A 26,658-nucleotide genomic window follows, 5' to 3' on the forward strand; every position below is an offset into this window, starting at 1 on the left:
GGGGAACTTTGAGACGGGGGCTGTCGTTGTGTCATGTGCAGGAAATGGATCACAAGCGTGACACTCTTAGCAAAGAATGGAACTCTTGTTGCGCATTTTCACATTGTGGAGAGTTTTGTTCTGAGCAATCCTTGTAGTACGGCGATAGGCTCTCTTACGACGATCGCTAAGCGTACTGCCTCAGAGAAATAGCAGTATCCTACCTAAACGAATTTCCTACCGAGGACCATGCTCCCATGAAGACTAGCTATCTTTCGAATGCCATCGGTCTCTTGGCCATCTTTGGCTCTTGTGTCTGGGCAAGCTTGGTCCAAGCCAAAGACATAGAGAACAATTCGCCGTCTGCCAAGCACGTCCGTGTCGCGATTTATGACCATGCCAAGGATTTCTGCAAGGGCACCAAGAACTTAAAACGATTCTTGACACCGGAAAATGGATTCGTCCTAACCGTGGTTCGACCCGATGAGATTCGCAAGGGAGTGCTTCACAATAATTATGATGTGCTCATCATGCCTGGTGGCAGCGCGAGCAGCCAGGCTCGGCATTTGGAAGAAGAAGGCCGTGATCAAATTCGCAAGTTTGTCCAGGAGGGTGGAGGATACGTTGGCATTTGCGCCGGTGCTTACCTGTGCACGACGAACAAGCCGTATAGTCTGGGTTTGGTCAATGCGAAGGTCTGGGACCTGGCACATTGGGCCCGAGGCACTGGGACTGTTTCACTCGAGATGACTTCCGCCGGTTGCCAAGCCCTCAAGTCATCTGATCAGATCGTTGACGTCAATTACGGCCAAGGACCAATGCTTGCCCCTGGGGAAGATAGCGACTTGCCTGGGTATCAAGTGCTCGCGACCTATAAAACGGAGGTTTCGAAGAAGGGAGCGCCAGAGGGAACCATGGTCGGCATGCATGCCATCGTGCGAACCATGTATGGCACTGGAAGAGTCATTGCATTCAGTCCGCATCCTGAAAAGCCATCTGGACCTGAATCATTGATGACCGAGGGTGTCCGCTGGGCTGGACGTGGCAAAACACCGTGAATCAACCACATAAATCGCGTCGATGTGCACCTTCGATGAACGACTTCGGAAACAAATTTATGACGACTTGCTATACCACCAGACTCGGTTTCTGGACTCTCGTATCTTTGCTGGCAACACTCCCTTTTCCGCTGCTTGCAACCGAAAAGGATGCTCCGGAGGTTCCATCACCAGAGATGCATCTAGACCGTCCCTTGGGGGCCGATTTTCATGTGGTCGACTGGGGTAACGTCAGTAAGTATTACCGAATGCTTGCGAAGACATGTCCCACCGTAAAGCTGCAAACGGTGGGCAAGACGAGTGAAGGACGTGATTTTCTGGCCGCCATCATCTCTAGCCCAGAGAATTTGGCGAGTCTTGATGCGATTAAAGCATCGGCCAAGGTTATCGCCGATCCTCGGGGTAAGTCGAGCCAAGAGAAGGAAGACGCGATTAACAACGGTCGGCTCATTCTATTCGTTACGCCAACCATGCATTCCACCGAACTAGCAGCAACCGAAATGGGAATGCAAATGGCTTGGATGCTCGCGACATCCTCAGAACAACCTTGGGATGCGATGCGTCGCGAGGCGGTTGTCGTCATACTGCCATCGCTCAATCCCGACGGGATCGATCATGTTGCGCAGTGGTATCGTCAAACGGTCGGCAAACCATATGAAGGTACTTCCCTCCCAGAGCTATATCAGAAATATACCGGGCACGACAACAATCGCGACTACTTCGCCCTCACCCAAAACGAATCGCGTCTTCTTACCAAGATGCTCTATCACGAGTGGCATCCGCAGATCTTGTGGGATGTGCATCAACAGGGTGGCGTGAGAGAACGCTTCTTCGTGCCACCTTATCGGGATCCTCTCAACAGCAACATTGATCCGCTAGTTGTCTCAGGAATTAACGCGATTGGCGCTAGAGCAGCCATGGACATGTTGGCCGACGGATGTTCTGGCGTTGCCACAGGAGTTTCTTATGACAATTGGTGGAACGGTGGAAACCGCGCGGTTCCGGCCCGGCATAATATTATCGGTATCCTCACTGAAGCGGCCTCGGCAAATTGGGCATCCCCTGTATTTCTGGAACGCTCTGATTTGCGTGATCCGCTAGGCCGAAAGTCATACAGCCTCTCCAATCAGTTTATCGCCCCCTGGCCCGGAGGCTGGTGGCGTCAGGCAGATATCATTGAATACGAACTCTCGTTTGCCGAATCACTACTGGGAACACTCAGCCGCGAACCTAAATTCTGGCTGCGGAACAAAATGGCTGCTGCAATTCGATCGTCTACGCTCAACGAAAACTCGAAACGCCAGGCTTGGCTTATAACGACGGACAACGAAGATCTGGGAGCAGTAATCCGCTTGGTGGACCTACTGCACCTTTCGGGAATTGACGTTCACGTGAGTGATTCTGAATTCATTGCAGACCAACGGACCTATCCTCCTGGAACACTGGTCATCCGCTGCGACCAACCAAATCAGAATATGCTCAATGACTTGTTCGAACTAAAAGAATTCCCAGATGATGCGAAAGCCTACGATGTTTCCGGGTGGTCACTGCCCGCCTTGTTTGGCCTGCGTGTCGTCGAAGTCATTCAGCCGTTGGGTTCCGACATTCAACTCGATCCCATCGCAGGAGAACTCCCACAATCGTTCCTGGGCGATGAAAACCAAGAATCACTAACCCCAAAAGACAGCCGTTACTGGACTCAAGTGATCCAAGAATTGAACAAGCTGTCCTCAAAGAAGGAAGTCAAAGCAGCCAACAATAAGGACAAGGACTCTGCCGACGACCGAACAGAAGATATAGGTAATGAGGTGAAGTCGCTTCCACGCGTCGGCGTGTATGCTCCCTGGAGCGCAAGTATGGATGAGGGATGGCTGCGATGGACGCTCGATCACTTTCAGATGCCGCATACTCGTGTGCGCAATGAAATGATCCGGGCCGGTAAGCTGAGCGAAGATTTCGATATCATTGTGATCGCCAACATCTCGGCGACGAGAATTGAAAATGGGCGGCGGAAAGGTAGTGTCGAAACGGCGATGACGGGTGGACTCGATGTCGAAGGGGCACTCGCCATCGAAGAGTTTGTCCGAGACGGCGGAAAACTCATTGTCATGGACGATGCTTGCCCCTGGGTCGTCGACTTGCTTCGAATTCCATTGATCAACGTTTTGTCTGAAGATCACGCAGATGGTTTTTACTGCAGCGGAAGCGTTGTTCGGGGCATCCCACAAAGCGATTCGCTGACCCAAGGTTTGCCTGCAACTATTCCGTTGATGTTTGGAAAGTCTCGCGCGTGGCGCACACTAACCTCGAAAGAAAAGGAATCTGAAGATTACGCCGATAGTAAGATAACGCCATTGCTACGGTATGCGTCTCGCAGGCTCCTGTTGTCGGGAACCATCGAGAAGCCGCAGGTGATCGAAAACCAGATCGGGTGGGTGCGGGTAGAACAAGGCCAAGGCACCATTATTCTTTTTGGCTTTTGCCCACACTACCGAGGCTGGTCCCATGCGACGTTTCACCTGCTAATGCGATCTATCCTGATGGATCCGGCATCTGAATCCTGAATCTTTAGGGCTGCTTATCAAGCGGGAGCGTTCAAGATAGCAATCGCAGCCGGAATTAGGTTTAGATACCGGCTGACTCTTGGTGACGGTCATGCTCGACAATGCATTTCGCTAGATTCAGCGACGCTTTACTAAAATAGACCCCAGCATGACAGCGTTAACCTAGTCCGCACTTTCCAAAAGATCTTGCGGATGATGTCGACGAAATTCACCTGGCGTGATCCCCGTCATTCGCTTGAAGAATCGCAGCATCGAATTCTCGCAACTGAAACCTGAACGCACGCTAATTTCGGCCAGCGTACAATTGGTCTGCTGAAGGATCGCTTTCAATACATTGACTCGTGCCAATCGTATTTCTTCCGCTGGCGATCGCTTTAGTACTTTGCGAAAACGCTCTTCGAGCGAACGCCGCGACACATCCAGGTGCCGCGTCAAATCGGTAACGGTGATAGCGACATCTTTGTTGAGCTGAATAAACCTGACAGCTTCACGAACAACTGCATCCGTCGCAAACACGGTGTTGGTTGAGGCCTTCTCGACAATCCCCTCAGGTTCGATAAGCACCGGCTCGCTCCGCGGCTCTCCGCCTGAGATAATCCGCTGAAGTTCTCTCGCGGCTTCAAATCCCACGTTTTCCACTCGTTGCTCGATGTAGGAAATCGGAATCGGGGAAAGCTTCGATACCAACGGATCATCTTCGACGGCCAGAATCGCGACATCATTGGGAACGTTGATTTCCTCGGCTTGGCAAGTCAGGATGATCTCACGAGCCACGACCGTATTCCAAGCGACAATCCCTACCGGTTTGGGTAGCGATCGCACCCACTGCACCAGCCGCCTTCTCTGATAATCGTAATCAGGCTGGGGCGCCGAGGGATCGGGAACAAACTGAAAAGTACGACAACCAGCGTTCTCGGCCGTCTTGAATACCTCAGGCAGTACTTCATCCTGATAACTGTAGCAGATCGGTGGCCCGATGTAGGCCACATTCGTGAAGCCACGGTTGACGAAGAATTCACCTGCCAGTCGACCGCCTCCATGCGGATCGGTGATCACTTTCGGAAATCGTCGGCTATGAACGCCATGCCATGAAACGTTGACTGTCGGCAAGCGATGCTGATCGATTGATTGACGCAATGGCTCATTTGATATTCTGGAGATCACTCCTTGTCCGCTCCAGTCCGGGGGAAGGCTGGACGGCGTCCCGATACCACGTGGATACATCCAAATGTCCCAACGGCCGTGTGCTAGTGCAAAGCGAGCAATACCATCGAGAATGCACCGACTCCAGTGACTTTCATTCAAGACCAGCAAAGCGATTCGAAGCCGATCAGGACATGCGGATACACGCTGGATCATTGCGAGTGGACCTTACTTCTTTAGAAGTATTTGTGAGCTCAGTTTGGCGAGGTTAAAAACAGGTGGGGTTTTATCTAGCTGAATTAAAGCAATTGCCAGGCCAAGCGATCCATCAACTGTCATTTACTAGAATATTTTTGGCCTTTGTTGGCTTGAGGGAAAGCCGGACCGCAAAAATCGTAAATCGTTATGCGCATAAGACCATTGTGAGACAACCGCACGATATGGATACTCCTATAAACAATGCATTCTCTGCCCAAGAAGCGGGCAAGAGATGACTCATTCGTGTCAACCTTGCAGACATTTCTATTGGTTCCTTACCCCCTTGAGGAGTATCAATGAAGCTTCTTTATCCAAGCCGTGTTTTCGCAGTGCTCGGGCTTCTATCTCTCATTTCAGCAATGTCGGCGACCGACAGTCTCGCGTGCACCACCGCTGTAATTAGTGGTAAAGTCACCCCAGACGGACGCCCTCTGTTGTGGAAGAACCGCGATACCAGAACGAGCCTTCATAACGAAGTTGCATTGATTACCAAAGGAAAGTATCAGGCGGTCGCCGTGGTCAGCGCCGGCAAACGCAGCAGTGTGTGGATGGGGGTCAACGAAGTTGGTTTCTGCATCGAGAATTCTCTGAGCAAAGACCTTTCGACCAAAGACGATTCCTCGGGCCCTGGTAACGGAACGTTTATGCGTATGGCGTTGGAAAGGTGCAAGACGGTTGATGATTTCCGCCGCTTGCTGGAGGAAACCAACATCTCAGGCCGAAGCACTGTCGCAAATTTCGGCGTCATCGACGCTCATGGCGGTGCCGCGTTATTTGAAACTGGACCCAAGACCTATAAACTCTTCGATGCAAACGATCCGGTGACTGCCCCTAACGGATACATCGTCCGGTCGAACTTTTCAACGACTGCCCAGAAATTGAAGTCCAATCCACCTGCTGAAAATCTGGATGGCATCTACTCGGGCGAGCGATACCTGCGTGCAACCTGTATTTTGAACGAAGTTGGCTTTGACGACATCTCGGTTCAAGACGTGGTCCGCAACTGTTGCCGGGACATGAGCGATGATTCTGGGAACCCCTATCCCGGTTCCGTTAATGGTCCCAAGGGAGAACTTCCAGAATCCATCGCGACCACCAACACAATTAGCCGCACCACCACCGTCTCGGCCGTCGTATTTCACGGTGTTAAACCAGGCGAGAATCCAAAGCTGACAACGATGTGGACGATGCTCGGTGATCCTAAGTTTTCGATTGCGGTGCCGGTATTTCCAGTAGGCGAAGTTGCCGATCCACTGACCGACGATAGGGGTGGGGAAATTGGCGAAATCGCGATTACTCTTCGAGACTGGCACAAGACTTCTGATGGCCAAGGAATCGATACCGATCGAATGACCGAAATCTGGAAGGACCTCTGGCGAACCGAAGACGCTCTTGTCACGACCGTGTTAGAGGCGAAGCAACGCTGGAGTGAAAAGGGGATCTCGGTCAGCGAAATCAGAGAGCTTCAGCGCATGGCAGGCCAGCAAGCGATGGACGCCATGCAGCAAGAGTTAATCGAGGAGAAAAACGCTGCCTTGTCTCTTCGGGCTCCAGAGCCTCCATCGTTCGCTACTTCCCTGGAAGCGGCTGCCGGCAAATAGCCACAACCCTCCCGAACCATTCCCGCCAACTCAATCTCCGCATTGGAATAGTAAGTGATGTCGCACGTAAATACTCTCGCCAATTCAAACCTATTGCTGCCGATCTGTGTGATCGCCCTGACTTTGGCAGTCGCCATGCCTGTGGTGGCCCAGACCTCTGTGGTCACCGAGACAGGTCCTCAGATCCGAGTTGCCGTCTATAGCCACTCAAACGGAAAAGGCAATGGACCTACAAATCTGAAACGCATCCTTATTGAAGAAACCGGCTTTAAAACAACGATTGTCAGTCCAGCGCAAATTCGCGATGGCGTCCTCAGTGATTTCGATGTCCTGATCATGCCAGGTGGATCCGGTAGTAAACAGGCTGAGATGCTGGAAGATGTTGGATGCGAAGTGGTAAAGAACTTTGTTAGAGATGGCGGTGGTTACGTCGGCATTTGTGCTGGCTCTTATCTCGCCTCTTCGCACTATTCCTGGTCGCTGGGTCTGATCAACGCCAAGGTGTGGGATCGCTCTCACTGGGCTCGAGGAACAGGAACGGTTTCGCTTGATATCTCTCCTGCTGGCTGCAAACTTCTAAACACGGAAGAAGCCGAACTTGATTGCTACTATGGTCAAGGACCACTGCTTGTTCCTGATAACAAATCTTCGTTACCAGGCTACGAAGTCCTTGCGTCCTATGGGACCGAAATCGCTAAAAAGGGTGCACCAGAAGGATCGATGGTCGGGACACATGCGATCGTGCGATCGATATACGGTCAGGGGCGCGTAATCTGCTTTAGCCCTCATCCAGAGACGTCTAGCGGCCCCAACTCCATCATGGCCGAGGGCGTTCGCTGGGCCGGTAGCGGCCAAGTCGAATAGGCCTTGGGACCGGCACTTGGGCGTCATTCAACCTTGCTCTGCAATTCCTCTCCAACATAGGATTCTCGTAGATTGATCTCTCATCAATTTGAGGAGTCGCGAATACTTGATCGTATCGCTAGTATCAAGCTTCCATTGGACGAACACCAGGGTAAGGAGCATTCCTATCCTTGGGAACTCGAGTCTATTCTCCCTCATCCCGAGTCTCGCATTTCCCTGGTTGGATACGGAAGCCTGATCAATCTGAAGTCGGCCTGTCGCACCTTCGCTCCGGAGACTGTGCGACAGGCACGGCCCGTGATCGTTTTAAAAGCTCGTCGCGTTTACGAGTACGTCATGAGCCCACGTGGCCGCCAGGTCTACGGCGGCGAGATCTGCAAAACTCGGTGCGGCGTCCTGAATGCCCGGCCCACCGACTCGATCGAAAACTGGTTCAACGGCCTTGTGTTCTCGCTTAACCTGTCCGAGATGCAGTCGTTGATCAATCGCGAGTCGGCCTACGACCTGATCTCAGCATGGACAACACCTTGGAACGACGACGGTAGTTCGCCAAGTACTGCCTACTTTCTGTCGTGCCGCCAACAATCGTTTGGTGGTAGGCGAACGATCAATCCAGACCTTCTTCCTCATCCCAAGTATCATGCGGTTTGTGAGCAAGGGTGCCGTGAGGTGTCTGCAGGTTTTCTAGACGCGTTTCACAATAGCACCTGGGTTCGCGATACTCGTCTTGTTGATACGGATTCGTTATAGAAGTTCGCTAGATGCCATTCGGCACTCGAATAACTGCACTTTCAAGCGACAAGGCCGGTTCCTTCGTTTTCGAAGAAACCGGCCTTGCTGTTGATATGTGGAGATGTAAGGAGTAATCGCTCGATTCAGAACGCTCCGACTACCTCACCATCGTTTCTTTGACCCAGCCGAATAAGCGTCGTTCCATCGATCGTTTCTGGAAGGAAATCAACCGAGCCATCGCCAACGAGGAACTGAACACCTCCGGGATGATTACTTGAGAAAGCCCAAGTGTTTTCACCATTGAGTTTGTAATTATCGTTGTCCCAGACGCATCGCATCACGCCGGCATAACCTGCGCTATAGGTCACGCCTACCCATTGCCCACCAGCCCATGGTCGTTCGGGTGCCTTGTCGACAAAGCTACGCTCGGCAACCATCAGCGAATGACTTAGTCCATCTGTAGCGTCACGGAACTTAATGAAGCTCACCTGGAACATAAAACCACCGTAGTCGCCAAGATCGTCCGAACTGGAACGGTAACCGCCGGAGCTGTCAGACCCTTGAACGGCAATGTAGTTCGACATCCCTTGATCGTTGCGTTCCGGGTTCTGATCAGGACCTGTATCTGACGGACAGCGATACGCAGACAACACCGTCTGTGTGTACTGGTCGGGATCACGAGGAATTCTTTTCGTGGAAACTTCCATTACATCGTACAAGGCACTCTGTTCGATCTGGGGGAGGATCATAGATTGCCAGCCCCAACCGCGATTGTAATAGTCTGGGTCACGATAATAAGCCGCCGGCAAGCCGCCGAAGATGTCGTGATAATTGTGCAACGCCAAGCCCATTTGCTTGAAATTGTTCTGGCATTGCATCCGGCGTGCGGCTTCTCTCGCCTGTTGAACAGCAGGTAAAAGCAGTGCAATCAGGATTCCAATAATCGCGATAACGACCAGCAGTTCAACTAAGGTAAATGCCCCGCGAGGTTTCGGGATAGAAACATTTGACTTCATTGCAGTTGGCTCCGTGAGATAAATATGTCAGGAAGGTGACTCTTAACAAACACTAAAATAATTTTTCAGACTCGGACTACTCGACCGCCCGCGCACCGCCTCCGCGCCGCCAGTCGGAAACGCCGCGCGCTTCGCCAGTCTCCAGGTCGACGATAATCCCGTTCGCGCATCCCTGTCGCCAGACATCGTTCGCTTCGATCTCGTGTCCCATTGCCTCCAGCTTCGGTTTCATCTCGTCAAACAGTCCGTTATCGGAGGCTTCAAAACGAATAGCATCTGGGAACCATTGATGATGAAAGCGAGGTCCATCAATCGCTTCATCAAGTGGACGATCCAGGATCAGTGTTTGCATCACAATTTCCGTGACGGTATTGATAATTGTGCGGCCACCGGGGCTACCGATTAGTAGTTTGGTCTTACCGTTCTCACGCACGATAGTTGGTGACTGTGAACTAAGCATGCGTTTGCCTGGGGCGATTAAGTTCGGCTCAGTGCCAATCTTCCCTTTTCGGTCCGTGTACCCAGGGTACCAGTTGAAATCCCCCATCTCGTTGTTCAACAGCATACCGGTGCCCGGAACGACAATTCGACAACCGTAGGTCGATTCAAGCGTATATGTATTGCTGACGGCTAGTCCGTCCTTATCAATTACTGAGAAGTGAGTCGTCTCCGAACTCTCGTAAGGTCCCTCAGCGAGCGGGATATCTCCGGCGATATCTTCACTTGGCGTAGCTTGCGAGGTATCGATGGTCGAGGCGAGTTGCCAGGCATGTTCTTCGGAAGTAATGTCGGTCGGTACGGTGACAAAGTCGGGGTCTCCCAACCATGCGGCCCGTTCGCGGAAACCGCGGCGCATCACCTCTGTCATAAGGTGGACCTGTTCGACCGTCCAAAAATCATCCGACTGGGTTGGAAATTCCAAGGCTTCCAGCATCCGCAACTGCATTAAGACGGTCGTACCTCCTGACGATGGTAGAGGAGCACCAAACACCGTATAGGGACCAATCTCTCCTTCCACAGCCGGCAAGACCTGGGCCGTGTACTGCTTAAGGTCTTCCAGCGTGATCAAGCCCCCGCCGCGTTTCGACTCGGCCGCAATCTTTTGGGCGATTGCTCCTTCGTAGAACACACTCGGGCCATCTTCCGCAATCAATGTAAGCGTTTTGGCAAGATCCGCTTGTACGAGCTTATCGCCTGGCTTCCAGGGACGACCGTTAGGATTACCATAAACGCGGCGAAACTCAGCAAAGCGTGGCAACTTCTGGATATAGTCCACCGAAAACACTAAGTTCAGTGAGTACGCGAGGTAGGGGTCAACAACGATGCCCTCACGAGCAAGGTCTATTGAGGGAGCGATGATCTCATGCCACGGTAACTTGCCATACTTCTCATGTGCCAACGCCATCCCCCGAACCGTGCCGGGAACACCCGCCATGCGAATATGCTTGCGTTGTTTCCAGTTCACGAAACTTTTCGTGTCGACATTTGCGGGGGACTTTTCACGGTAGTTAATGCAAACCACCTCTTCGTCAGGCGGAGCAATCATCATGAAACCACCGCCGCCGATGTTTCCGGCTTCCGGCCAGGTCACCTCCAGGGCAAACGCAACCCCAATCGCTGCATCAACGGCATTTCCACCTTTGGCGAGGATATCTCGACCGACCTCAGAGGCGAGTGGAGTGTCCGAGGTGACGACACCCAACTTTCCTTGGACAACCTCGACGGGCTTACGGGGCGGTCGAACGATTTCCTCAGCCGAGAGCGTTGGGCTGACCAAGTTGCTCAGCAGCCCTCCGATAGCGAACAATGCGAAAGTGCAAAAATGATGATATCGAATCATGTTAATCCTTGTTAACGAAGCGAGTGACATAGAGTTGCCTTAACAAAACACTAAGACCGTCAAGGTCCAACATGCCAATGCCAGCAGCGCAGCGACGCTTGCCGGAATGATTTGAGTGAAAACATGATCCATCAGGTCCGCCCCGGTGGTCATCGCGCTGAGCACGGTCGTGTCAGAAATCGGTGAACATTGATCGCCAAACACACTTCCATTAAGCACGCAGGCAAAGCAAACCGAAAGGTAAAGGGATTCATTGGAAAGCCCTTGTGATGTGGCCAATGCTAAGGCAAGAGGCATTGCCAACGGAAACGCGACAGCAAAAGTCCCCCAACTCGTTCCTGTCGAGAATGCAATGCCGATGGTGATGACAAACAAAAGTCCAGGCAGGCTCCAATATGGGACCGAGTCACCTAGTAAATCGACAAGGAATGCGCCGCCTCCTATCTTTTGTGTCAGGTCGCCAAGGGTCACTGCCAGCATTAAGATTAAGGACGCAAACACCACGCTTTGTAGTCCACTCCCCACGCCAGCCATCAAGTCTTGCAAAGACATACCACGCAAGAGTGCGATACTCCCTGCAACAATCAACGCGAGGGCAAAGGCCCACCGCACTTGGGGAGTCCCTGTCAGATAGAAACTGCCGACAGCAACCATGGTTAATAGAACAATCGGCAAGCAGAAATCGATGGGATGGGGCTTGTAATGAGGAGCGATCTTCTTCGCATCGGGGCTATCAAACGCCATAGGACTGGCGTCTGGTCGATCTAATTGGCCCGTCTCTCGTGCTCGCACAATTGCTTCGCGAAATCGCTTACCCAAAATGGGAGCACGATCGATCGCTAAAAGAAACGTACCCAGCACGGCGAAAATCGCATAGAAGCTTAGAGGCAATGCTTGAAAGAAGAACTGAATGCGGTCGTGCTCACTGGCAAGGTAGGCAATGCCAGGAACATAAATGAGGGCCTGAATATAGCCTGGCCAAGCATTGAATGCGATCAAACAGGCAATCGGCGAAGCCGTAGAGTCGACGATATAGGACAGCTCTTCGTGACTGATATTTTGCTTATCGGAAACAGGACGCACGGCCGTGCCGACTAACACTGTGCTAATCGTTCCGCCCTGAAAGAACAGAATGCCCAAGCACCAGGCCGCGAGTTTCGCGGTCCGAGGACCTTTCACAAACGTCCTCGAGACCCACTCGGCAAATGCCTGAGCCGTTCCCGTCTGCGCCCAGATTCCCAGCAAACCTCCTAGCAGCCAAAGGTATAGCAACAGTATTCCGGCTGCCTTGACGGTCGCCATGGAAGGTAAGAGGACCTGATCCAATACGTCGATTTGACCCAAGATAAAAGCACCACTGATAGTGCCCAATAGTAGCGAAGTCAGAGGTTCACGAAACACCCAACACGAAACAATCGCCACAAGCGCCGGGAATAGTGACCAGATGCCATAGTGTGGTGTGGTTGTTCGACGCACGTATTGACGCTCGCCGGACTGCGTCATGCGGGAGACAAGTAAGCTTGTTACTTCAGGCGTGGTATCGTCAGCCTGATGTTTCTTAATGTCTTCATCGGTGAGGCCAGAGTCCTCCAGCGGGACAGACAATGACAAGTCATCAATTTCGCCCGAGTCGAGCACGACGTCTTGCACAACCCAAATTGGCGAGATGCTTTGTCCGACAAAGAGTGATACCAATAGGACAACGGCTATTGCTCCTAGAAAGGCAATGCGACGCAAAAGAGGCACCGCTTGCGGAGCGATTTCTTCAGTCGCATCTTGTCCAGGATCTGATTGTTGATGGTCGGTTTGCGGAAGCAAGTCAATGACACCCTAGTGAAAATAAGGAAGTCGAAAATCATCGCTCCGCCAAGCAATTCTTTTCGATCAGTGTGATTATGTTGCCGGTGATATAAAGCAACCTAGATGCCGAACCTTGCCCGCTCAATCAGAAAAGCAAGGATAAACCCAGCAATGCAAAACCGGTAGAAAAGATTGCGTCTTGCGCGTACCGAATCGGGTTGCCCAAGACCACGGATAGCTCTCAGGAAGGAATTGTCTTCCTGGAAGGCCGCTGACGAATCGTCAACGTGTAGACCAAGGATGCTGATAAATTGTCAACAACGGCAACTATATTGAGCACCGTCGACGCGGCCCATCCAAAATTTTTCAAAAAGAATTAGCTGTCGGGATTCGTGGTCAATCCATGTCGCTTGGCGATTCGGTAGAACTGGGCGCGATCCATGTCAGAGAGGCGAGCTGCTTCGGCTAGATTACCGTTGGCGTCTTGAATCACCCCCAACAGATATTCTCTCTCGAACTGATCCTTCGCTTTCCGAAAAGGAAGGCGTTCTTTACTAGACACAGCGTTCGGCCCTGCCAGGCCGTGTTGCACAATTCGAGAAGGTAGGTCCGTTGCCTCAATATGCGTATTGCGATGCAATACGGCGAGTTGCTCGGCGAAATTTTGCAGCTCACGCACATTCCCTGGCCAGGGATAGAGCCGCATCATCTCCACTGCAGAAGGAGTGAACGTTGGTGGCTGACGACCTTCGGGCACGAACTGATTCACAAAATGTTGGGCAAGTAACGAGATGTCTCCCGGACGTTCCCGCAACGGTGGAAGCTCGATGGAAATAACGTTCAGTCGATAATAGAGATCCGCTCGAAAACGCCCCAGTTCCACCTCCTTCATCAAGTCACGATTGGTGGCGGAAACTAGACGAGCGTGACTTATTTGATCTTTGCCACTGCCCACGCGGGTGTACTTGCCGCTATCCAAAACGTGTAGCAACTTCGATTGCAGCTCGAAACCGAGTTCCCCGATTTCATCCAGAAAAATCGTCCCATTTCCAGCGGCCTCGAATCGCCCAATCCGCTTCTTAGAGGCTCCTGTAAATGCGCCTTCTTCATGTCCGAACAATTCACTTTCCAACAAATTGGAAGGAATCGCAGCGCAATTGACTTCTACAAACGGCTGCTCGCTTCGCTGGCTTTGTTGATGGATCGCGTGCGCCAGAAGTTGTTTGCCGCAGCCCGTTTCCCCCAGGATCAATACCCGGCTTTCTGTCGGGGCAATCGTTTTCACTTTTTCAAAGACGGTGTTCATCTTCGCATCGCCAGAAATCATTCTGGCAAGGGACTTGTGACGCGTCGGCGGACTGGGGGCATGTTCCCAAAGAACTCGCCGCACCCGTGCTACTAACTCCTTACTCTCGATAGGTTTAGTCAAGTAATCGGCGACACCTAGCCGGGCAGCCTCGATGGCTGATTGCTCTGTGCCAAAGCCAGTAACCATGATGATGGGAACTCGGCAACCACCTCCGCGAATGCTGCGTATAATCTCGAAACCTCCCAGTTCCGCGATCACCATACCGGTAATAATCAGGTCGTAGTCACCGCGGACCACTTTAGGGATCGCATCCAGCGGACTGAGGTTCGATTCCGCTTCCAAACCCTCGTTACATAAGGTAGTTACCATCTCCTCACATAACGCAGGTATGTCGTCGATAAATAGGATTTTTTGTCGCGGCTTCTTTGCCATCTATCTCCCCTGTTGTGTCAGTTCGACTAGGCGAACCTTTTCGACCGGTACGGTTCTTGCATAACGAGCAAGCCAGTTATTGCCAAGTAGACCTCCGTGATCATTGAGGAGATTCCATGACACTTTCCGCCCGAGAAGCCAAGACCGAAACTAGCAGCCCCACCGATTGTCCCCCCCTGCCCCCTTTTCATTTGGCCATGCAAGTCCACGATCTGGCAATTGCTCGTTCGTTCTACGGAGAACTGTTGGGTTGTCCAGAGGGTCGAAATGCGGAGAGTTGGGTTGATTTCAACTTCTTTGGGCATCAATTCGTTTGCCATTTGAATGCCAAAATGTCGGGACACTCCATTCACTATAACGAGGTCGACGGCCACGGAGTTCCCGTTCCCCACTTCGGGGTTGTGCTGACAATGGATCGATGGACCGAGTTGGCCGAACGACTCACCAACAAGGGAATTAAGTTTGAAATTGCGCCTTACATTCGCTTTGCCGGTGAGCCTGGGGAGCAAGGAACTATGTTTTTCTTTGATCCATCAGGCAACGCGATAGAGATCAAAGGATTTCAGAGTATGGACTCGTTGTTTGCCACGTAAGCCAATCTCCGTCTTAAAAACCTTGTTTCGGTTCCAGCTGCCTTCTAGCAGTATTAACGAGATTCTAAATCGAAATTTTTTGTGACTACGAAGTCTGGGGGAGTTCATAACCATGTCCATGAACCTTATTCCAAAATATCAACACGCGATCGCACTGGGTCTTGCGACTTGCGTGTGTGTACTAATTCCAGGCTGCTTCGGCAGTTCCGGTAGTACCAATCAAAGGGAACTAGTCCAAGGCATCATCTTCTGTGGGCGGGTGCCACTAAGCGAAGGTGTGGTACGTTTCGAGCCTGATGATCAGCACGCCGCGCTGCCGGTTGCTTCTGGTGACATCCAATCCAACGGAGAGTTTCAGCTGGAAACCGACCAGGGATCAGATCTTCTACCAGGCCGCTATCGCGTGATCGTTACCGATGCGACTGGCAGCTCTGAGGGAGAAATTCGTAACCGAGCTGGCCAAGTTTGTCTCTATGGAGATACCGGCCAGACTGCTCAGGTTATTGCCGGAGGAGTCAACCAATTTCGCTTCGCCATGGCAGGTCCTGAAGGACCGCGAGATATGCCCGAAGGGGAATAACCCTTTTAGTAATACATTGTTTTTCAATTCTCTGTGAACAGGAATTCGCTCGCAACTATGAGCACTACGCATGAAATCAAAGACCACTTGCCAGCACTTAGTCCGGTTAGTGGTACAACTGCATATGACTTATCCAAGTATCGTCGGATCGTCATCCTCACCGAGGGACACACTAACGTCTCCACAGCCAAGACCGCCAACGGCTTACTCAGATTTCGCGGCGATGACGTTGTGGCTCTACTCGACAGCGAGTGCCCCCATCGTACCGCCAGCGAAGCACTGGGTCATGGCGGGGATATCCCGATCGTGTCATCGCTAAACGAAGCTGACTCGCCGGATGCCATGTTCATCGGAATCTCCCCTGCCGGGGGACGCTTGCCAGCTCCCATGCAATCCGCAATTCGCCAGGCAGTTGCCTCTGGTATCGATGTGATCTCAGGTCTGCATGATTTTCTCAGCAGCGACTCTCAGCTTGTTGCCGCTGCCGCAGAAAGTGGTAGCCAACTTATTGACGTCCGTCGTATCGACGAGCGATCTACGGCGAAACATCCGGAATTTCGCAAAGGGTGTGTGCGTGTGCACACAGTCGGGCACGACTGCGCCGTCGGTAAGATGTTTACTTCGCTAGAGATCGAGCGAGAGCTATTAAAGCGAGGCCTTGATGCCAAGTTTTTAGCGACGGGACAAACAGGAATCATGATCGCTGGTAACGGCGTCCCAATTGACTCCGTGGTATCAGACTTCGTCAATGGTTCGATGGAAAACCTCGTCTTGGCCTTCCAACAGCACGATTTCCTGCTGATTGAAGGTCAGGGAAGCATTGTCCACCCAGCTTATTCCGGCGTGACCGCAGGTCTCTTGCATGGCTGCGCGCCTGACGGGCTGATTTTGTGCTACGAAGGAGGACGAACAACAACAAAGGGGCTTGATCACGTACCGCTGAAGTCACTAGCCGAGCTAAAGACCATTTACGAGACGATCGCATCGGCTCGGAATCCATGTCAGGTTATTGGCGTAGCGCTAAATGGACGTCGCCTATCTGCCGACGAAGCAACGGCCGAGAAAGAGAAGGTGTCCGCTGAACTGGGCTTGCCGGTCTACGATGTTTATCGCGACGGACCTCAGGCACTCGCAGATGCTGTTCTCGAATTAGGAAAGAAGGTGAACCCATGAGACTGGAAATTAATCGAGTCGAGATGCCCCTCCGAAACGTGTTTCGAATCTCGCGTGGCGAGATTTCGGTCCAGGAAACAGTTATTGTCCAGTTGTACGATAACGGAGAATCGGGGTTAGGCGAGGCAACCCAAAGCAGCTATTACACACATTCGGCAGATTCAATCATTGATTCCCTTAAGCAACTCGAGCAAGAGCTTCGCGAGTGGGAGTTCACCACACCGGAAGCACTTTGGGAAGTTGCCGAGGAGCGGCTAGCGAATGATTACTTCGCCCTTTCGGCCTTGGACCAAGCTGCTCATGACCTGTACGGTAAACGCCATCGCACTTCGGTCTTCGAGCGGAAAGGAATGAATTGGCATAACGTTCCTCAGTCGAGTATCACTGTCTCGATTGCGTCGATTCCACAAATGATTGAGGAACTTCAAGGTTTTGCTGGATGGCCCATTATCAAGGTCAAGCTGGGAACGAGCGATGACTTGGCAATTATCCAAGCCCTTCGTGACAGCAGCGATGCCGTCATTCGTGTGGATGCGAACTGCGCATGGACAGTCGAAGAAACGATCCGCAATTCAATCGAGTTTGCTTCTTTGGGCGTCGAGTTTATCGAGCAACCTCTGCCGGCCGATGCCCCAGTAGCCTCTAAGCGAGTCGTCTTCGAGGAAAGTGCACTGCCAATTATCGCCGACGAAAGCTGCCAGCGAGAGGATGACGTTCGCGAATGCGATGGACTGTTTCATGGCATTAACATTAAGCTGTGCAAATGTGGCGGCTTAACTCCGGCGTTTCGGATGTTAGACGAAGCGAACTCCCGTGGCCTCAAAACAATGGTTGGATGCATGATCGAGTCGGAAGTCGCGATCTCAGCGGCTGCTCAATTGGCGCCACGACTCGACTACGTAGACCTGGACGGTGCGGCTCTGCTGGCCCGGCAACCAGCCCAGGGCGTGAAGGTGCAACACGGGAAAATTTCTCGACCGAGTGGCTTTGGCTGCGGTGTGACTTTGAACACCACTTTGGTCTAGACCACATCTCAGTTGCCGGTTACGGCAATAATAATGCGATCTATCAACCGTTGGGCGACACAGAAGAAATCGCCCGACGGATCACGGATACAATCGATCAATTGCGACGGCACACATAGCCAACACGCAATGGTCTATTGAGCCGGAAGCACACCGGAACGGCGGAAACTCTCGGCATGAAATTGCAGGAGTTCCAGGCCACGTTGATCGTAGACCTTTTGAGCACTATGCGGGGCCCCTTCTACAATTACTCGCTCGAAAGGAATCTTCAGCGATTCCAGGAACTTCATGTACTGCAAGTTGTTCTCGTAGTTAAAGCCTTCGGTACCGACATGCAGCATAATCCTCAATGGTGGCTCCTGGTCATCGGCATATTTACGTGCCAGATCCCAGGTATTATCGCCTGGGGTAAAGACCAAGTTTTTATTCTCACGACCGTTTTCTTCTGAAATTCGCTTTTCGGTCGCATATCCAGATCCGCCAGGAGCCGCCGAACAGAACAGTTCGGGATGCTTGAACATGATCCGCGTTGTTCCACGGCCTCCCTGAGAAAAGCCTTCCAGGCCACGCCCTTTGCGATCCGCTACAGTGCGATATGTCTTGTCGATGAATGGAATTAGCTCTTGCACAAAGACATCCTCTCCCATCGCGTTCTCGCGATCGGCAAGGTTATAGTGACTTACCGGACCACCATTGACGAACACATAGATCATGTCCGGTGTTTCAGAATGGGTCATGTAACGGTGAAAATAGTTCGCCAGCTTGATGCTCTTGGTTTCATTTCCTGGCCGGCCTCCATGCAAGTAGTAGACGACCGGATAGCGACGATCGGTATCCGTTTCATATGATGGTGGCAGGTAAATACAGTAACCCACGTCATGCTTCATCGACGGGCTCTTAAAGACACCGTGCTGAACACCGTCTGGCATCATGCGAGGTGTGTTGACCCACTTGAACGGCGGAGAAGTTTTCTTTTTGGTGTTCTGCGCCATTACCTCCGAGCTTTGCATTGCGAGCAACAACACTGCGATACCAAGCAAGATGATTCGCCCCATCATTTTCACATCCCCAAACTCAAAACAAAATTGCGACGTCAGTTAACCCTAGCTTGAAGCAACCAGCATTTGCAAGCTGTCGCCACCAATGCGACTACTTCGAGGCAGCCGTTTCGTGTCTGCCAACTAATTGGTCTGGGTCAGTCGGATCTAAACTCCAAAGTGGCGGCGGAACGAAGCCAGCCTGTCCGATCCCGTACGGAAGAACCGCATCGGGCGGTTGTAGTGCCCGGTGGTCGACCAATTGCTCCGCCAATTGATTCACTTTCTTAGGTTTCTCTCGAGCGAGGTTGTTCGTCTCGTTCAAATCTTGCTCAAGATGAAATAGCCGAATCAGGTGCGCGCCCTTTCTCAATTGGCTCACGTCGGTTAGCTGAGGACCATTGACCACCAGCTTCCACCCCTTGTCGATGATTGCCAGGTGCTCGGACGATGGCCCCGATTGCCCGTGGTACGAAAACCACGGCCTGCTGACAACGGTCGATCCGGGTTCCTCCAAAACGGATGTCAAATCGATACCATCAATCGGCTTCTCGGTGAAATTAGCACATTGCCCACCAGCAACTGCGACCAATGTGGGAAGGATGTCGATGTAGCCACAAACAACTTCAGTCGATCGCCCCGCAGCGATCTTTGCAGGCCAACGAACGCACGCTGGCACGCGAATTCCCCCTTCAAACACCGTTAGCTTCGACCCTTTCAATGGTTTGTTAATGCCTCGCAATTTACCTACGCCGCCATTGTCGCTGAAGAACCAGACAACCGTGTTTTCCGATTCGCCAGAGGCTTCCACAGAATCCAGGATCCGCCCGATACCTTCATCCATGCGGCCGATCATCGCCTTATAGATCTCTCGATGTTTGTTATCTCGCCCCGTCACTTCTGACAAATTCCCATATAGCTCGATGGCATCGTCGGGGGCCTGAAACGGAGAATGCGGTGCGTTGAATGGCACATAGCAGAAATACGGAGCATCTGACGCCGCGGACTGTTTGATCCACTTTGCTGCAGCGTCAGCAATCAGATCGGTTGCGTACCCCTTTTCGTCGAGAGCATCATATCCAACATGCCAGTCCCGCACGTCATCTCTTGATAGGTCGAAGTAATCGATGGCACCGTTGTAGTGGCCGTGAAAATGCGTGAAGCCTTGCGCCAGAGGGTGCCACTTCGCCCGGCGATGTCCCAAATGCCACTTGCCGAAGATCCCCCGATTCTCGTAACCAAGAGTCGACAACATCTCTGCTAGGGTCACCTCCGAGGTTGGCAGTCCGAAGTCTCGGTAAGGCGGAATCACTGCTCGAGCACAGCCGAATCGAATCGGGTAACGTCCGGTCAACACCCCTGCCCGCGTCGGAGAACACATCGGTGCGACGTAAAACCGGTTCAAGGTGATTCCACTGGCAACGAGAGAATCGATGTGCGGCGTCAGGAATTCCTTGTTTTGGTATCCAACAGAGTTCCAACCGAGATCATCGGCGAGAATCACCACGATGTTGGGTAACAGATCAGGCGTAGCCGCGCGCCGCGAAGCAGTCGAGGACTGCTCGTCTGCAGAGGCATCGCAAAAGAGTAAAGCGATCACAATTCCAACCGCAGAACAAGCACGTATAAACATAAGGGAATATCTCGCAGAAGGAGCGAAAATGAGGTGATCTTATTGTAGATACTCAATACGCCCCTGCCATGCGTTTCCTTCTTCGTCCCGGCATGAATTCAAGCGAATGGCAACCCAAGCGTACCTTTTGCGGTCCTTACCAACAAAGGACTAATTCCGATTGAGGGAACTTTCACTATTTGTTTAGGCCGTCTACGAATAACGGCATTCACTGCCGAAACCCCTTATAATTCAAACCCTTTTCATGCTGTCGCTATTCTTCTTAATACTCGCGCCGTCATTTAACCATTTCTCTAGCCCGGGAATTTCGCCATGAATTCGCTACTCCATTCTTTTGCATGGGCGTTCCTCATCGTTTGGACTGTCGAAGTCGCTCACGCGGCAGACAAATCACCGAACGTGTTGATGATCTGCATCGACGACCTAAATGACTGGACAGGGTTCTTGGAAGGTCATCCAGCCGCCCAGACACCACACATGGATTTATTGGCCCGTCAGGGGCGGGTATTTACCAATGCACACTGTGCCGTTCCCGTTTGTACCGCTTCGCGAATAAGTGTTATGTCTGGTTTGGCCGCCACGACACACGGCAGTTACGAACTGGGGCCCTCGTATGAAGAATTGCCCAAATTGGCCGGTGTCCCCACACTGCAGCAGTCTTTCCACGACAACGGTTACTACACTCTGACCGGCGGCAAGGTGCTGCATCATGGATTTCGAGGAAACCTTGCGTCATCTATTGATCGATCGCTGCAGGTCCGAGCAGGCGGCCCGAGACCAAAGCAGCCGCTAAATTTGCCCGATGGATGGAGCCGGGCTTGGGATTGGGGAGCTTTTCCAGAGAAGGATGCAGGTATGTTTGATACCCAGTTGGCGACCAAGGCAGCCGCGGCGTTGCAAGAAGACTTCCAGCGACCGTTCTTCATGTCAGTCGGCTTCTTTCGTCCCCACGTACCGCTGCACGTCCCACCAAAGTGGTTCGCCCTTTACGACGAGCAGTCGCTCTCGTTACCGAACAATCCCTTGGCCGATTTGAACGATGTGCCAGAGAACTTTCTCACTATCAATCAGCACGTCGCTGCACCGACGCAGTCAGAAGTTGAGGAGACCGGATCGCAACGAAGTTTAACGCATGCCTACCTCGCATCGATCAGCTATGTGGATCATTGCGTGGGCATTGTGTTGGATGGCCTCGCATCGAGTCGCTATGCCGATAACACAATCGTATTGCTATGGAGCGATCACGGGTTTCATCTGGGCGAGAAACAACATTGGGCCAAGCGAACACTATGGGAAGAATCGACGAGAGTTCCTCTCTTGGTTTCCGGTCCTGGCATTAAACCGGGTCCGGCTTGCGATGAAGCAGTGAGCCTGATCGATATCTTTCCTACGCTTGTTGAGTTATGCGAACTGCCGAACAACCCGCGACTAGAAGGCGTTTCGCTATCGCCACAACTCGCTGATCCGAAGACCCCGCGCGAACAACCGGCGATTACATCGTCGTATTTCGGGAATCATTCTATCCGAAACCGCGACTGGCGACTTATCGTTTACCGTAACGGACACGAGGAATTGTACGACCACCGGTCCGATCCGGATGAATTCGACAATCTTCAAGGCGATCCGGCATACCAAGCCGTACGGGACAAACTAGCACGTTGGTTGCCGCGCGACGCCACACCAGAAGTCAAATCGCTATCGGAACTAACTCCGCGCGTGAAGTGATTAAGCAGAGCGACTCTTAAACGGCACCTCATAACAAGACTTTATGAAATAGCGCTCCGAGGAGTTGCCGCAGTGCTAAGCGATCTCAGTAAGACCTCGTACCACGTCTCGCCATCGCCCGCGCAAAGGAAAACTATTTTATTGATTCAACGAAAAGGATTTGATAGGTTTCAACTACACCTACAGCGATTTCACATGAATCCCACCTGAAACTCGCATCTCTTCTGCCCAGGATTCCAACTATGAAGCTAACACGGAGCTCCTCCTGCGGATCGATGCTTGTCGGGCTCGCAATTGCTCTGGCTTTCACCTGCTTCGTGCCGCAGGTTATTGCGGCTGAGTTGTACCAGACAATCGATCATCAAATTGCCAAACAAGCTGGCGGTCCGGTGGCTGGACCCGCCGATGACGCGGAGTTTCTGCGGCGTATTTTTATTGACCTTACCGGAAAGCTGCCCACGCCCGCCAAGGCGAGAGAGTTCCTTGCCGACAATGACAAGTCCAAGCGGCAGGCTTTGATCGACGAACTGCTTGCCAGCGATGACTTCCCCCGACGCATGCAAGAGGCCTTCACGGCCATGTTGCTCGAACGCCGCACTGATACCAAAGTTCCCGATGCCGATTGGGAAAGATATCTCCGCGAGTCCTTCGCCAAGAACAAGCCGTGGAACCAACTTGTAAGCGAGTTGCTGTTTGTTGATGAAAATGAAGAGAATCTCCTGCCGGCCACAAAGTTTTTTCTGGTCGCCGGCCGCAATGATGAGAATCTAAGAACCGAGGACGTGTCTCGCCTGTTCTTGGGGCGAGACATCACCTGCTCGCAGTGTCACGATCATCCGGATGTTGCCGACTACTCTCAAGATGAATACTTCGGTTTATTCACCTACCTAAAAGAAAAACCGGCGGAAGCGACGATCGAATACGAGTCGGTCTTCAGGCCGGGCACGCACACAACGGGTCCGCGATTGCCTGGTGGCGAGGAGTTGAAGATTCCCACATTTGTGAAGGACCAACAAGAGAATGCCGCGAAATACCGTCCACGACTTCTCTTATCACGCAATCTTCCGACAGCGGATAACAAGCTGTTTGTTCGCAATAGCGTCAACCGATTTTGGTTCTTGATGATGGGCCGTGGTCTGGTGCATCCACTGAACCTTCACCACGAGGACAATCCGCCTTCGCATCCAATCCTGCTCGATGCATTGGCAACTGAATTTGTGGCCCACAATTTCGACGTGAAGTGGCTGCTCCGCCAAATCGCTTTGAGTGAAAGCTATCAACGCAGCAGTCTGTTGCCCGAGGGAGTGGAGTTGAAAGAGGCCCCGCCGCAACTCTACCGCATGGCCATTCTCAAACCACTGACACCCGAACAGATGGGCTGGTGCGTTGCCGGTGCAAGCGGCAATCTCGCTTGGTTGCTGAAGACCCCCGTGCCGAAAGATTCCGAGTTCTCACACTTCAACTACATCAATGGCCGTGTCGATCAGTTCCCCGAGAATTTTCCCGATGTGATGAAGCTGTTTGTCGGCGTGTACAGCAATCCGCCAGGCGAAGCCGAAGTCGACTTCACACCGTCAATGGGGCATGCCTTATTCTTAATGAACGATCAAGGAGTGCTTGATTGGCTGAAGCCCAAGTCAGGCAATCTGGTCGAGCGTCTATCGAAGCTAAAGGACTCGGCAGCAGTGGCAGACGAACTCTACCTGAGCGCACTAACGCGAACACCTACAGAGGAAGAATCGGACGAAGTTGCCGAGTACCTGACTCAACATGCAGAACGGCGTACCGAAGCGTGCGGCGAATTAGTCTGGGCGTTGATCTCGTCCGCGGAATTTCGGATGAATCACTAGCACCGCAGGAATCGATATTCGGAACAGCACGATGAAACGCAATTTCGCTTGCAACAGCCTCGAACACGACCTTTCACGACGGCAAATGCTAGGTACGTTGGCTGGGACGGCTGCCGGGACCCTTGGCATGGGGGCACTTTTGCAGCCCGCTCTGGCTGAGAAGATCAAATCGCAGGGCAAGCAGGTGCTGTTTATCTGGCTCGACGGCGGCATCAGCCAATTAGAAAGTTGGGATCCAAAACCAAACACCGAATTCGGAGGCCCCTTTCGCGCGATCCCCACCTCCGTGCCCGGTGTGCACTTCAGCGAGTTGGTACCCGAGACGGCCAAAAGGATGGATAAACTAGCGGTTATTCGCAGTATGTGCACGAAAGATCCCAACCACTCTACCGGCGTACCGCGTATGCAACGCGGCGACCCACAAAATCGTGGAGTGACTTATCCGTTTATCGGCTCGGCGCTGGCAAAGTTGATGCCGCCGGTCAAAAATGACTTACCCCCTTATATGCACATCAAGCCCGGTCGCGGCGGTTACATGTGGAAGGACGCCGGCTTTCTCGGGGCAAAGTACGGCGCGTTGGCCCTAGGGGACGGCAAACCACCGATCCATATTCATCGGCCCGACTCTATCAACAACGCGGTGGAATCTGCCCGTGGTAATTTACGGCGGAAGATTAATAATCGTTTTCGCCAAGGTCGTGCGGATTCAGAAGTCGACGCGTACGAGTATTCCTATCAGGTCGCCGAGAAGCTGATGAATCGCAAGGAGCTATTCGACGAATCGCTCCTGCCTCCTAAGGATATCGAGCGGTACGGCACACATCCACTGGGCCGGCACTTGCTGCAAGCACGGCGACTGCTGGAGGCAGGCGTTCAGTTCGTCAAAGTTACGTCGTATCACTGGGACACGCACGGCGACAATTTTAATATGCACCTGAATCTTGTACCGCAGATTGACCGCCCCTTCGCAGCCATGATCGACGATCTCAACGACCGTGGCATGTTAGATAACGTACTGGTCGTACTCATGTCGGAGTTTGGCCGCACGCCCAAGATTAACACCCGGACAGGCCGCGACCATTGGCCGGAAGCCTGGTCGATGGTGCTGGCCGGTTGCGGTATTCAACGGGGCGCGGTCGTCGGCGAGACGACGTCCAATGGCGCCTGGGTTGATTCGCAGCCGTACGACATCGGTCACCTGTTTCATACAATTTTCCACACGATGGGAATTGACGCTAAGGAGACCGAGTACGTAAACGACGACCAGCCTCTGCCGATTGCCCACGACGACTGCAGCAAGATTGCCGAGGTACTTTCCTAATGGCCGATACTAGCCCCACTTTCGATCCAACTAAGATATGGGAATCACAATCCTTCGAGCACGATCGCATTTTGACCGTTTGCGCCTTCAGCCCCTGTGGAAAGTTTGCCGTCGCCGGAGCGCAACACGAAGACTTGCAACGTTGGGAGCTTTCTAGCGGCCAGCGAAGCCCTCTTACGGCACATCGCAGTTGGGTGATGGCCTTGGCATTTCATCCCGACGGGAAGCGGTTGCTAACCGGCGACTACCACGGCGTCGTGCATTGTTGGGCCTATGCCGATGCCACGCCCAAGCCACAGTGGACAATTCAAGACACCGGCCACGGCTGGGTGCGAGATATGGCCATTAGTCCCGATGGCAGGCATCTTTTGACGACCGGAATTGACACACGGGTCAAGTTGTGGTCGCCTGAAGGAGGTCAGGCAATTCACGAATTTGCAGGCCATGAGCATCATGTCTTTAGTCTGACGGTGGCCCCCGACAGCAAGACCTTTTACAGCGGCGATCTACTCGGCAAGGTTCACCACTGGGATCTTGCCAGCGGTAAACTGCTGCGAACCATTGACGCGAGCGCATTGCACGAGCGAAAAGACAATTACTTGTCTGATGTCGGCGGAGTAAAGCGACTGGCCATCTCACCTGATGGCAAACTACTGGCATGTAGCGGAATGACCGATGCCAACGGGAATACGTTCTGCGTCGGCAAAGCGGCCGTCTTGCTGTTTGACTTGGCTACCGGCAAGCTCAAGCAGACGTTGCGGCCCAAAACTAAAATGGACGGTCCGCTAGAGGGGCTCTGCTTCCTGTCGGATGGAACCATCGCCGCCCAAGGACAACTGCTGCACAGCGCCACGTCAATCGAATTCTGGAAGCCCGACTCGGCGACTCCCTATCACGTAATCAAAGCCCCTACCGGCTACAGCCTGCATATGCATCCCGACAAGCTCCGCCTAGTCTCGGCCTGCTACGAAGCAAATGGCCGCACGGGCAACGGTCGCAACGCGGATAAGAATGAATACGTGAGCAACAACGGCGCCTTGAAGATCTATAGCCTGTTCGAAAAGCCGAAGGAAGAAAACGCCACAACGAAGTCGTAGCACGATGTTTTCACCTGAAACCGTGTTG

General features: G+C 52.6%; 20 protein-coding genes. 13 read left to right on the plus strand and 7 right to left on the minus strand.

The window, feature by feature from the left end; all coding sequences use genetic code 11:
* Positions 1-236: 236 nt before the first annotated feature.
* Both HOV93_RS03390 and HOV93_RS03395 read left to right on the plus strand, forming a co-directional pair.
* The gene (locus HOV93_RS03390; protein ID WP_207395065.1) at positions 237-1,037 is read left to right on the plus strand and encodes a BPL-N domain-containing protein; all 801 of its coding nucleotides are present in this window, start codon (positions 237-239) and stop codon (positions 1,035-1,037) included.
* Between the two features lie 59 nt (positions 1,038-1,096).
* The gene (locus HOV93_RS03395; protein WP_207395066.1) at positions 1,097-3,601 is read left to right on the plus strand and encodes a M14 family metallopeptidase; all 2,505 of its coding nucleotides are present in this window, start codon (positions 1,097-1,099) and stop codon (positions 3,599-3,601) included.
* 162 nt (positions 3,602-3,763) lie between these two features.
* Here the strand turns inward: HOV93_RS03395 and HOV93_RS03400 are convergent, their stop codons facing one another.
* Entirely contained in the window at positions 3,764-4,960 is a 1,197-nt protein-coding gene (locus tag HOV93_RS03400) for a XylR family transcriptional regulator (RefSeq protein WP_207395067.1), read from the minus strand.
* Positions 4,961-5,298: 338 nt separating this feature from the next.
* On the opposite strand from HOV93_RS03400, the gene HOV93_RS03405 reads away from it, so the two are divergent.
* The 3 genes from HOV93_RS03405 to HOV93_RS03415 all read left to right on the plus strand — a co-directional run bounded on the left by HOV93_RS03405 (position 5,299) and on the right by HOV93_RS03415 (position 8,217).
* On the plus strand, positions 5,299-6,603 hold the full coding sequence (locus HOV93_RS03405; protein ID WP_207395068.1) for a carcinine hydrolase/isopenicillin-N N-acyltransferase family protein: 1,305 nt from the start codon (positions 5,299-5,301) through the stop codon (positions 6,601-6,603).
* Between the two features lie 57 nt (positions 6,604-6,660).
* Positions 6,661-7,467, plus strand: coding sequence for a BPL-N domain-containing protein (locus HOV93_RS03410; RefSeq protein WP_207395069.1), 807 nt, complete (start codon positions 6,661-6,663; stop codon positions 7,465-7,467).
* A 72-nt stretch (positions 7,468-7,539) separates the two neighbouring features.
* Positions 7,540-8,217 carry a hypothetical protein gene (locus tag HOV93_RS03415; RefSeq protein WP_207395070.1) on the plus strand — a complete coding sequence of 226 codons (678 nt, stop codon included), beginning with the start codon at positions 7,540-7,542 and terminating at the stop codon, positions 8,215-8,217.
* Positions 8,218-8,342: 125 nt separating this feature from the next.
* Here HOV93_RS03415 and HOV93_RS03420 read toward each other — a convergent pair whose 3' ends face one another.
* From HOV93_RS03420 to HOV93_RS03435, 4 genes are all read right to left on the minus strand, one after another.
* Positions 8,343-9,215: a DUF1559 domain-containing protein gene (locus HOV93_RS03420; protein ID WP_207395071.1), complete on the minus strand. Its 873-nt coding sequence runs from the start codon at positions 9,213-9,215 to the stop codon at positions 8,343-8,345.
* A 76-nt stretch (positions 9,216-9,291) separates the two neighbouring features.
* A complete protein-coding gene (ggt, locus tag HOV93_RS03425; RefSeq protein WP_207395072.1) occupies positions 9,292-11,055 on the minus strand; it encodes a gamma-glutamyltransferase in 1,764 nt (587 codons plus the stop codon).
* Between the two features lie 39 nt (positions 11,056-11,094).
* The gene (locus tag HOV93_RS03430; RefSeq protein WP_207395073.1) at positions 11,095-12,873 is read right to left on the minus strand and encodes a Na+/H+ antiporter NhaC family protein; all 1,779 of its coding nucleotides are present in this window, start codon (positions 12,871-12,873) and stop codon (positions 11,095-11,097) included.
* Between the two features lie 358 nt (positions 12,874-13,231).
* Positions 13,232-14,596: a sigma-54-dependent transcriptional regulator gene (locus tag HOV93_RS03435; RefSeq protein WP_207395074.1), complete on the minus strand. Its 1,365-nt coding sequence runs from the start codon at positions 14,594-14,596 to the stop codon at positions 13,232-13,234.
* Between the two features lie 116 nt (positions 14,597-14,712).
* On the opposite strand from HOV93_RS03435, the gene HOV93_RS03440 reads away from it, so the two are divergent.
* The 4 genes from HOV93_RS03440 to HOV93_RS03455 all read left to right on the plus strand — a co-directional run bounded on the left by HOV93_RS03440 (position 14,713) and on the right by HOV93_RS03455 (position 17,967).
* Entirely contained in the window at positions 14,713-15,189 is a 477-nt protein-coding gene (locus HOV93_RS03440; RefSeq protein ID WP_207395075.1) for a VOC family protein, read from the plus strand.
* Positions 15,190-15,301: 112 nt separating this feature from the next.
* Positions 15,302-15,769 (plus strand): hypothetical protein, encoded by a 468-nt coding sequence (locus HOV93_RS03445; protein WP_207395076.1) that lies wholly within the window; start codon positions 15,302-15,304, stop codon positions 15,767-15,769.
* A 57-nt stretch (positions 15,770-15,826) separates the two neighbouring features.
* On the plus strand, positions 15,827-16,942 hold the full coding sequence (locus tag HOV93_RS03450) for a DUF1611 domain-containing protein (protein WP_207395077.1): 1,116 nt from the start codon (positions 15,827-15,829) through the stop codon (positions 16,940-16,942).
* Positions 16,939-17,967, plus strand: a complete 1,029-nt coding sequence (locus HOV93_RS03455; protein ID WP_207395078.1) for a dipeptide epimerase — start codon at positions 16,939-16,941, stop codon at positions 17,965-17,967. Before HOV93_RS03450 ends, HOV93_RS03455 begins: the two co-directional genes overlap by 4 nt.
* A gap of 134 nt (positions 17,968-18,101) precedes the next feature.
* Here HOV93_RS03455 and HOV93_RS03460 read toward each other — a convergent pair whose 3' ends face one another.
* Positions 18,102-19,025, minus strand: coding sequence for an alpha/beta hydrolase (locus HOV93_RS03460; protein ID WP_235989788.1), 924 nt, complete (start codon positions 19,023-19,025; stop codon positions 18,102-18,104).
* Positions 19,026-19,116: 91 nt separating this feature from the next.
* Positions 19,117-20,637: a sulfatase-like hydrolase/transferase gene (locus HOV93_RS03465; RefSeq protein WP_207395079.1), complete on the minus strand. Its 1,521-nt coding sequence runs from the start codon at positions 20,635-20,637 to the stop codon at positions 19,117-19,119.
* Positions 20,638-20,949: 312 nt separating this feature from the next.
* Here HOV93_RS03465 and HOV93_RS03470 point away from each other — a divergent pair, with 312 nt between their 5' ends.
* The 4 genes from HOV93_RS03470 to HOV93_RS03485 all read left to right on the plus strand — a co-directional run bounded on the left by HOV93_RS03470 (position 20,950) and on the right by HOV93_RS03485 (position 26,630).
* Entirely contained in the window at positions 20,950-22,362 is a 1,413-nt protein-coding gene (locus tag HOV93_RS03470) for a sulfatase (protein ID WP_207395080.1), read from the plus strand.
* 242 nt (positions 22,363-22,604) lie between these two features.
* On the plus strand, positions 22,605-24,212 hold the full coding sequence (locus HOV93_RS03475) for a DUF1549 domain-containing protein (protein WP_207395081.1): 1,608 nt from the start codon (positions 22,605-22,607) through the stop codon (positions 24,210-24,212).
* A gap of 31 nt (positions 24,213-24,243) precedes the next feature.
* A complete protein-coding gene (locus HOV93_RS03480) occupies positions 24,244-25,533 on the plus strand; it encodes a DUF1501 domain-containing protein (RefSeq protein WP_207395082.1) in 1,290 nt (429 codons plus the stop codon).
* Entirely contained in the window at positions 25,533-26,630 is a 1,098-nt protein-coding gene (locus HOV93_RS03485) for a WD40 repeat domain-containing protein (protein ID WP_207395083.1), read from the plus strand. Before HOV93_RS03480 ends, HOV93_RS03485 begins: the two co-directional genes overlap by 1 nt.
* The last annotated feature ends 28 nt before the right edge of the window (positions 26,631-26,658 follow it).

Source organism: Bremerella alba (assembly GCF_013618625.1).
In the GTDB taxonomy this organism is placed as follows: domain Bacteria; phylum Planctomycetota; class Planctomycetia; order Pirellulales; family Pirellulaceae; genus Bremerella; species Bremerella alba.

Coding starts and splice junctions, on each gene's coding strand:
- HOV93_RS03390 (WP_207395065.1), top strand. CDS start 237: ATGAAGACTAGCTATCTTTCGAATGCCATCGGTCTCTTGGCCATCTTT.
- HOV93_RS03395 (WP_207395066.1), top strand. CDS start 1,097: ATGACGACTTGCTATACCACCAGACTCGGTTTCTGGACTCTCGTATCT.
- HOV93_RS03400 (WP_207395067.1), bottom strand. CDS start 4,960: ATGATCCAGCGTGTATCCGCATGTCCTGATCGGCTTCGAATCGCTTTG.
- HOV93_RS03405 (WP_207395068.1), top strand. CDS start 5,299: ATGAAGCTTCTTTATCCAAGCCGTGTTTTCGCAGTGCTCGGGCTTCTA.
- HOV93_RS03410 (WP_207395069.1), top strand. CDS start 6,661: ATGTCGCACGTAAATACTCTCGCCAATTCAAACCTATTGCTGCCGATC.
- HOV93_RS03420 (WP_207395071.1), bottom strand. CDS start 9,215: ATGAAGTCAAATGTTTCTATCCCGAAACCTCGCGGGGCATTTACCTTA.
- ggt (WP_207395072.1), bottom strand. CDS start 11,055: ATGATTCGATATCATCATTTTTGCACTTTCGCATTGTTCGCTATCGGA.
- HOV93_RS03435 (WP_207395074.1), bottom strand. CDS start 14,596: ATGGCAAAGAAGCCGCGACAAAAAATCCTATTTATCGACGACATACCT.
- HOV93_RS03440 (WP_207395075.1), top strand. CDS start 14,713: ATGACACTTTCCGCCCGAGAAGCCAAGACCGAAACTAGCAGCCCCACC.
- HOV93_RS03445 (WP_207395076.1), top strand. CDS start 15,302: ATGTCCATGAACCTTATTCCAAAATATCAACACGCGATCGCACTGGGT.
- HOV93_RS03450 (WP_207395077.1), top strand. CDS start 15,827: ATGAGCACTACGCATGAAATCAAAGACCACTTGCCAGCACTTAGTCCG.
- HOV93_RS03455 (WP_207395078.1), top strand. CDS start 16,939: ATGAGACTGGAAATTAATCGAGTCGAGATGCCCCTCCGAAACGTGTTT.
- HOV93_RS03460 (WP_235989788.1), bottom strand. CDS start 19,025: ATGATGGGGCGAATCATCTTGCTTGGTATCGCAGTGTTGTTGCTCGCA.
- HOV93_RS03465 (WP_207395079.1), bottom strand. CDS start 20,637: ATGTTTATACGTGCTTGTTCTGCGGTTGGAATTGTGATCGCTTTACTC.
- HOV93_RS03470 (WP_207395080.1), top strand. CDS start 20,950: ATGAATTCGCTACTCCATTCTTTTGCATGGGCGTTCCTCATCGTTTGG.
- HOV93_RS03475 (WP_207395081.1), top strand. CDS start 22,605: ATGAAGCTAACACGGAGCTCCTCCTGCGGATCGATGCTTGTCGGGCTC.
- HOV93_RS03480 (WP_207395082.1), top strand. CDS start 24,244: ATGAAACGCAATTTCGCTTGCAACAGCCTCGAACACGACCTTTCACGA.
- HOV93_RS03485 (WP_207395083.1), top strand. CDS start 25,533: ATGGCCGATACTAGCCCCACTTTCGATCCAACTAAGATATGGGAATCA.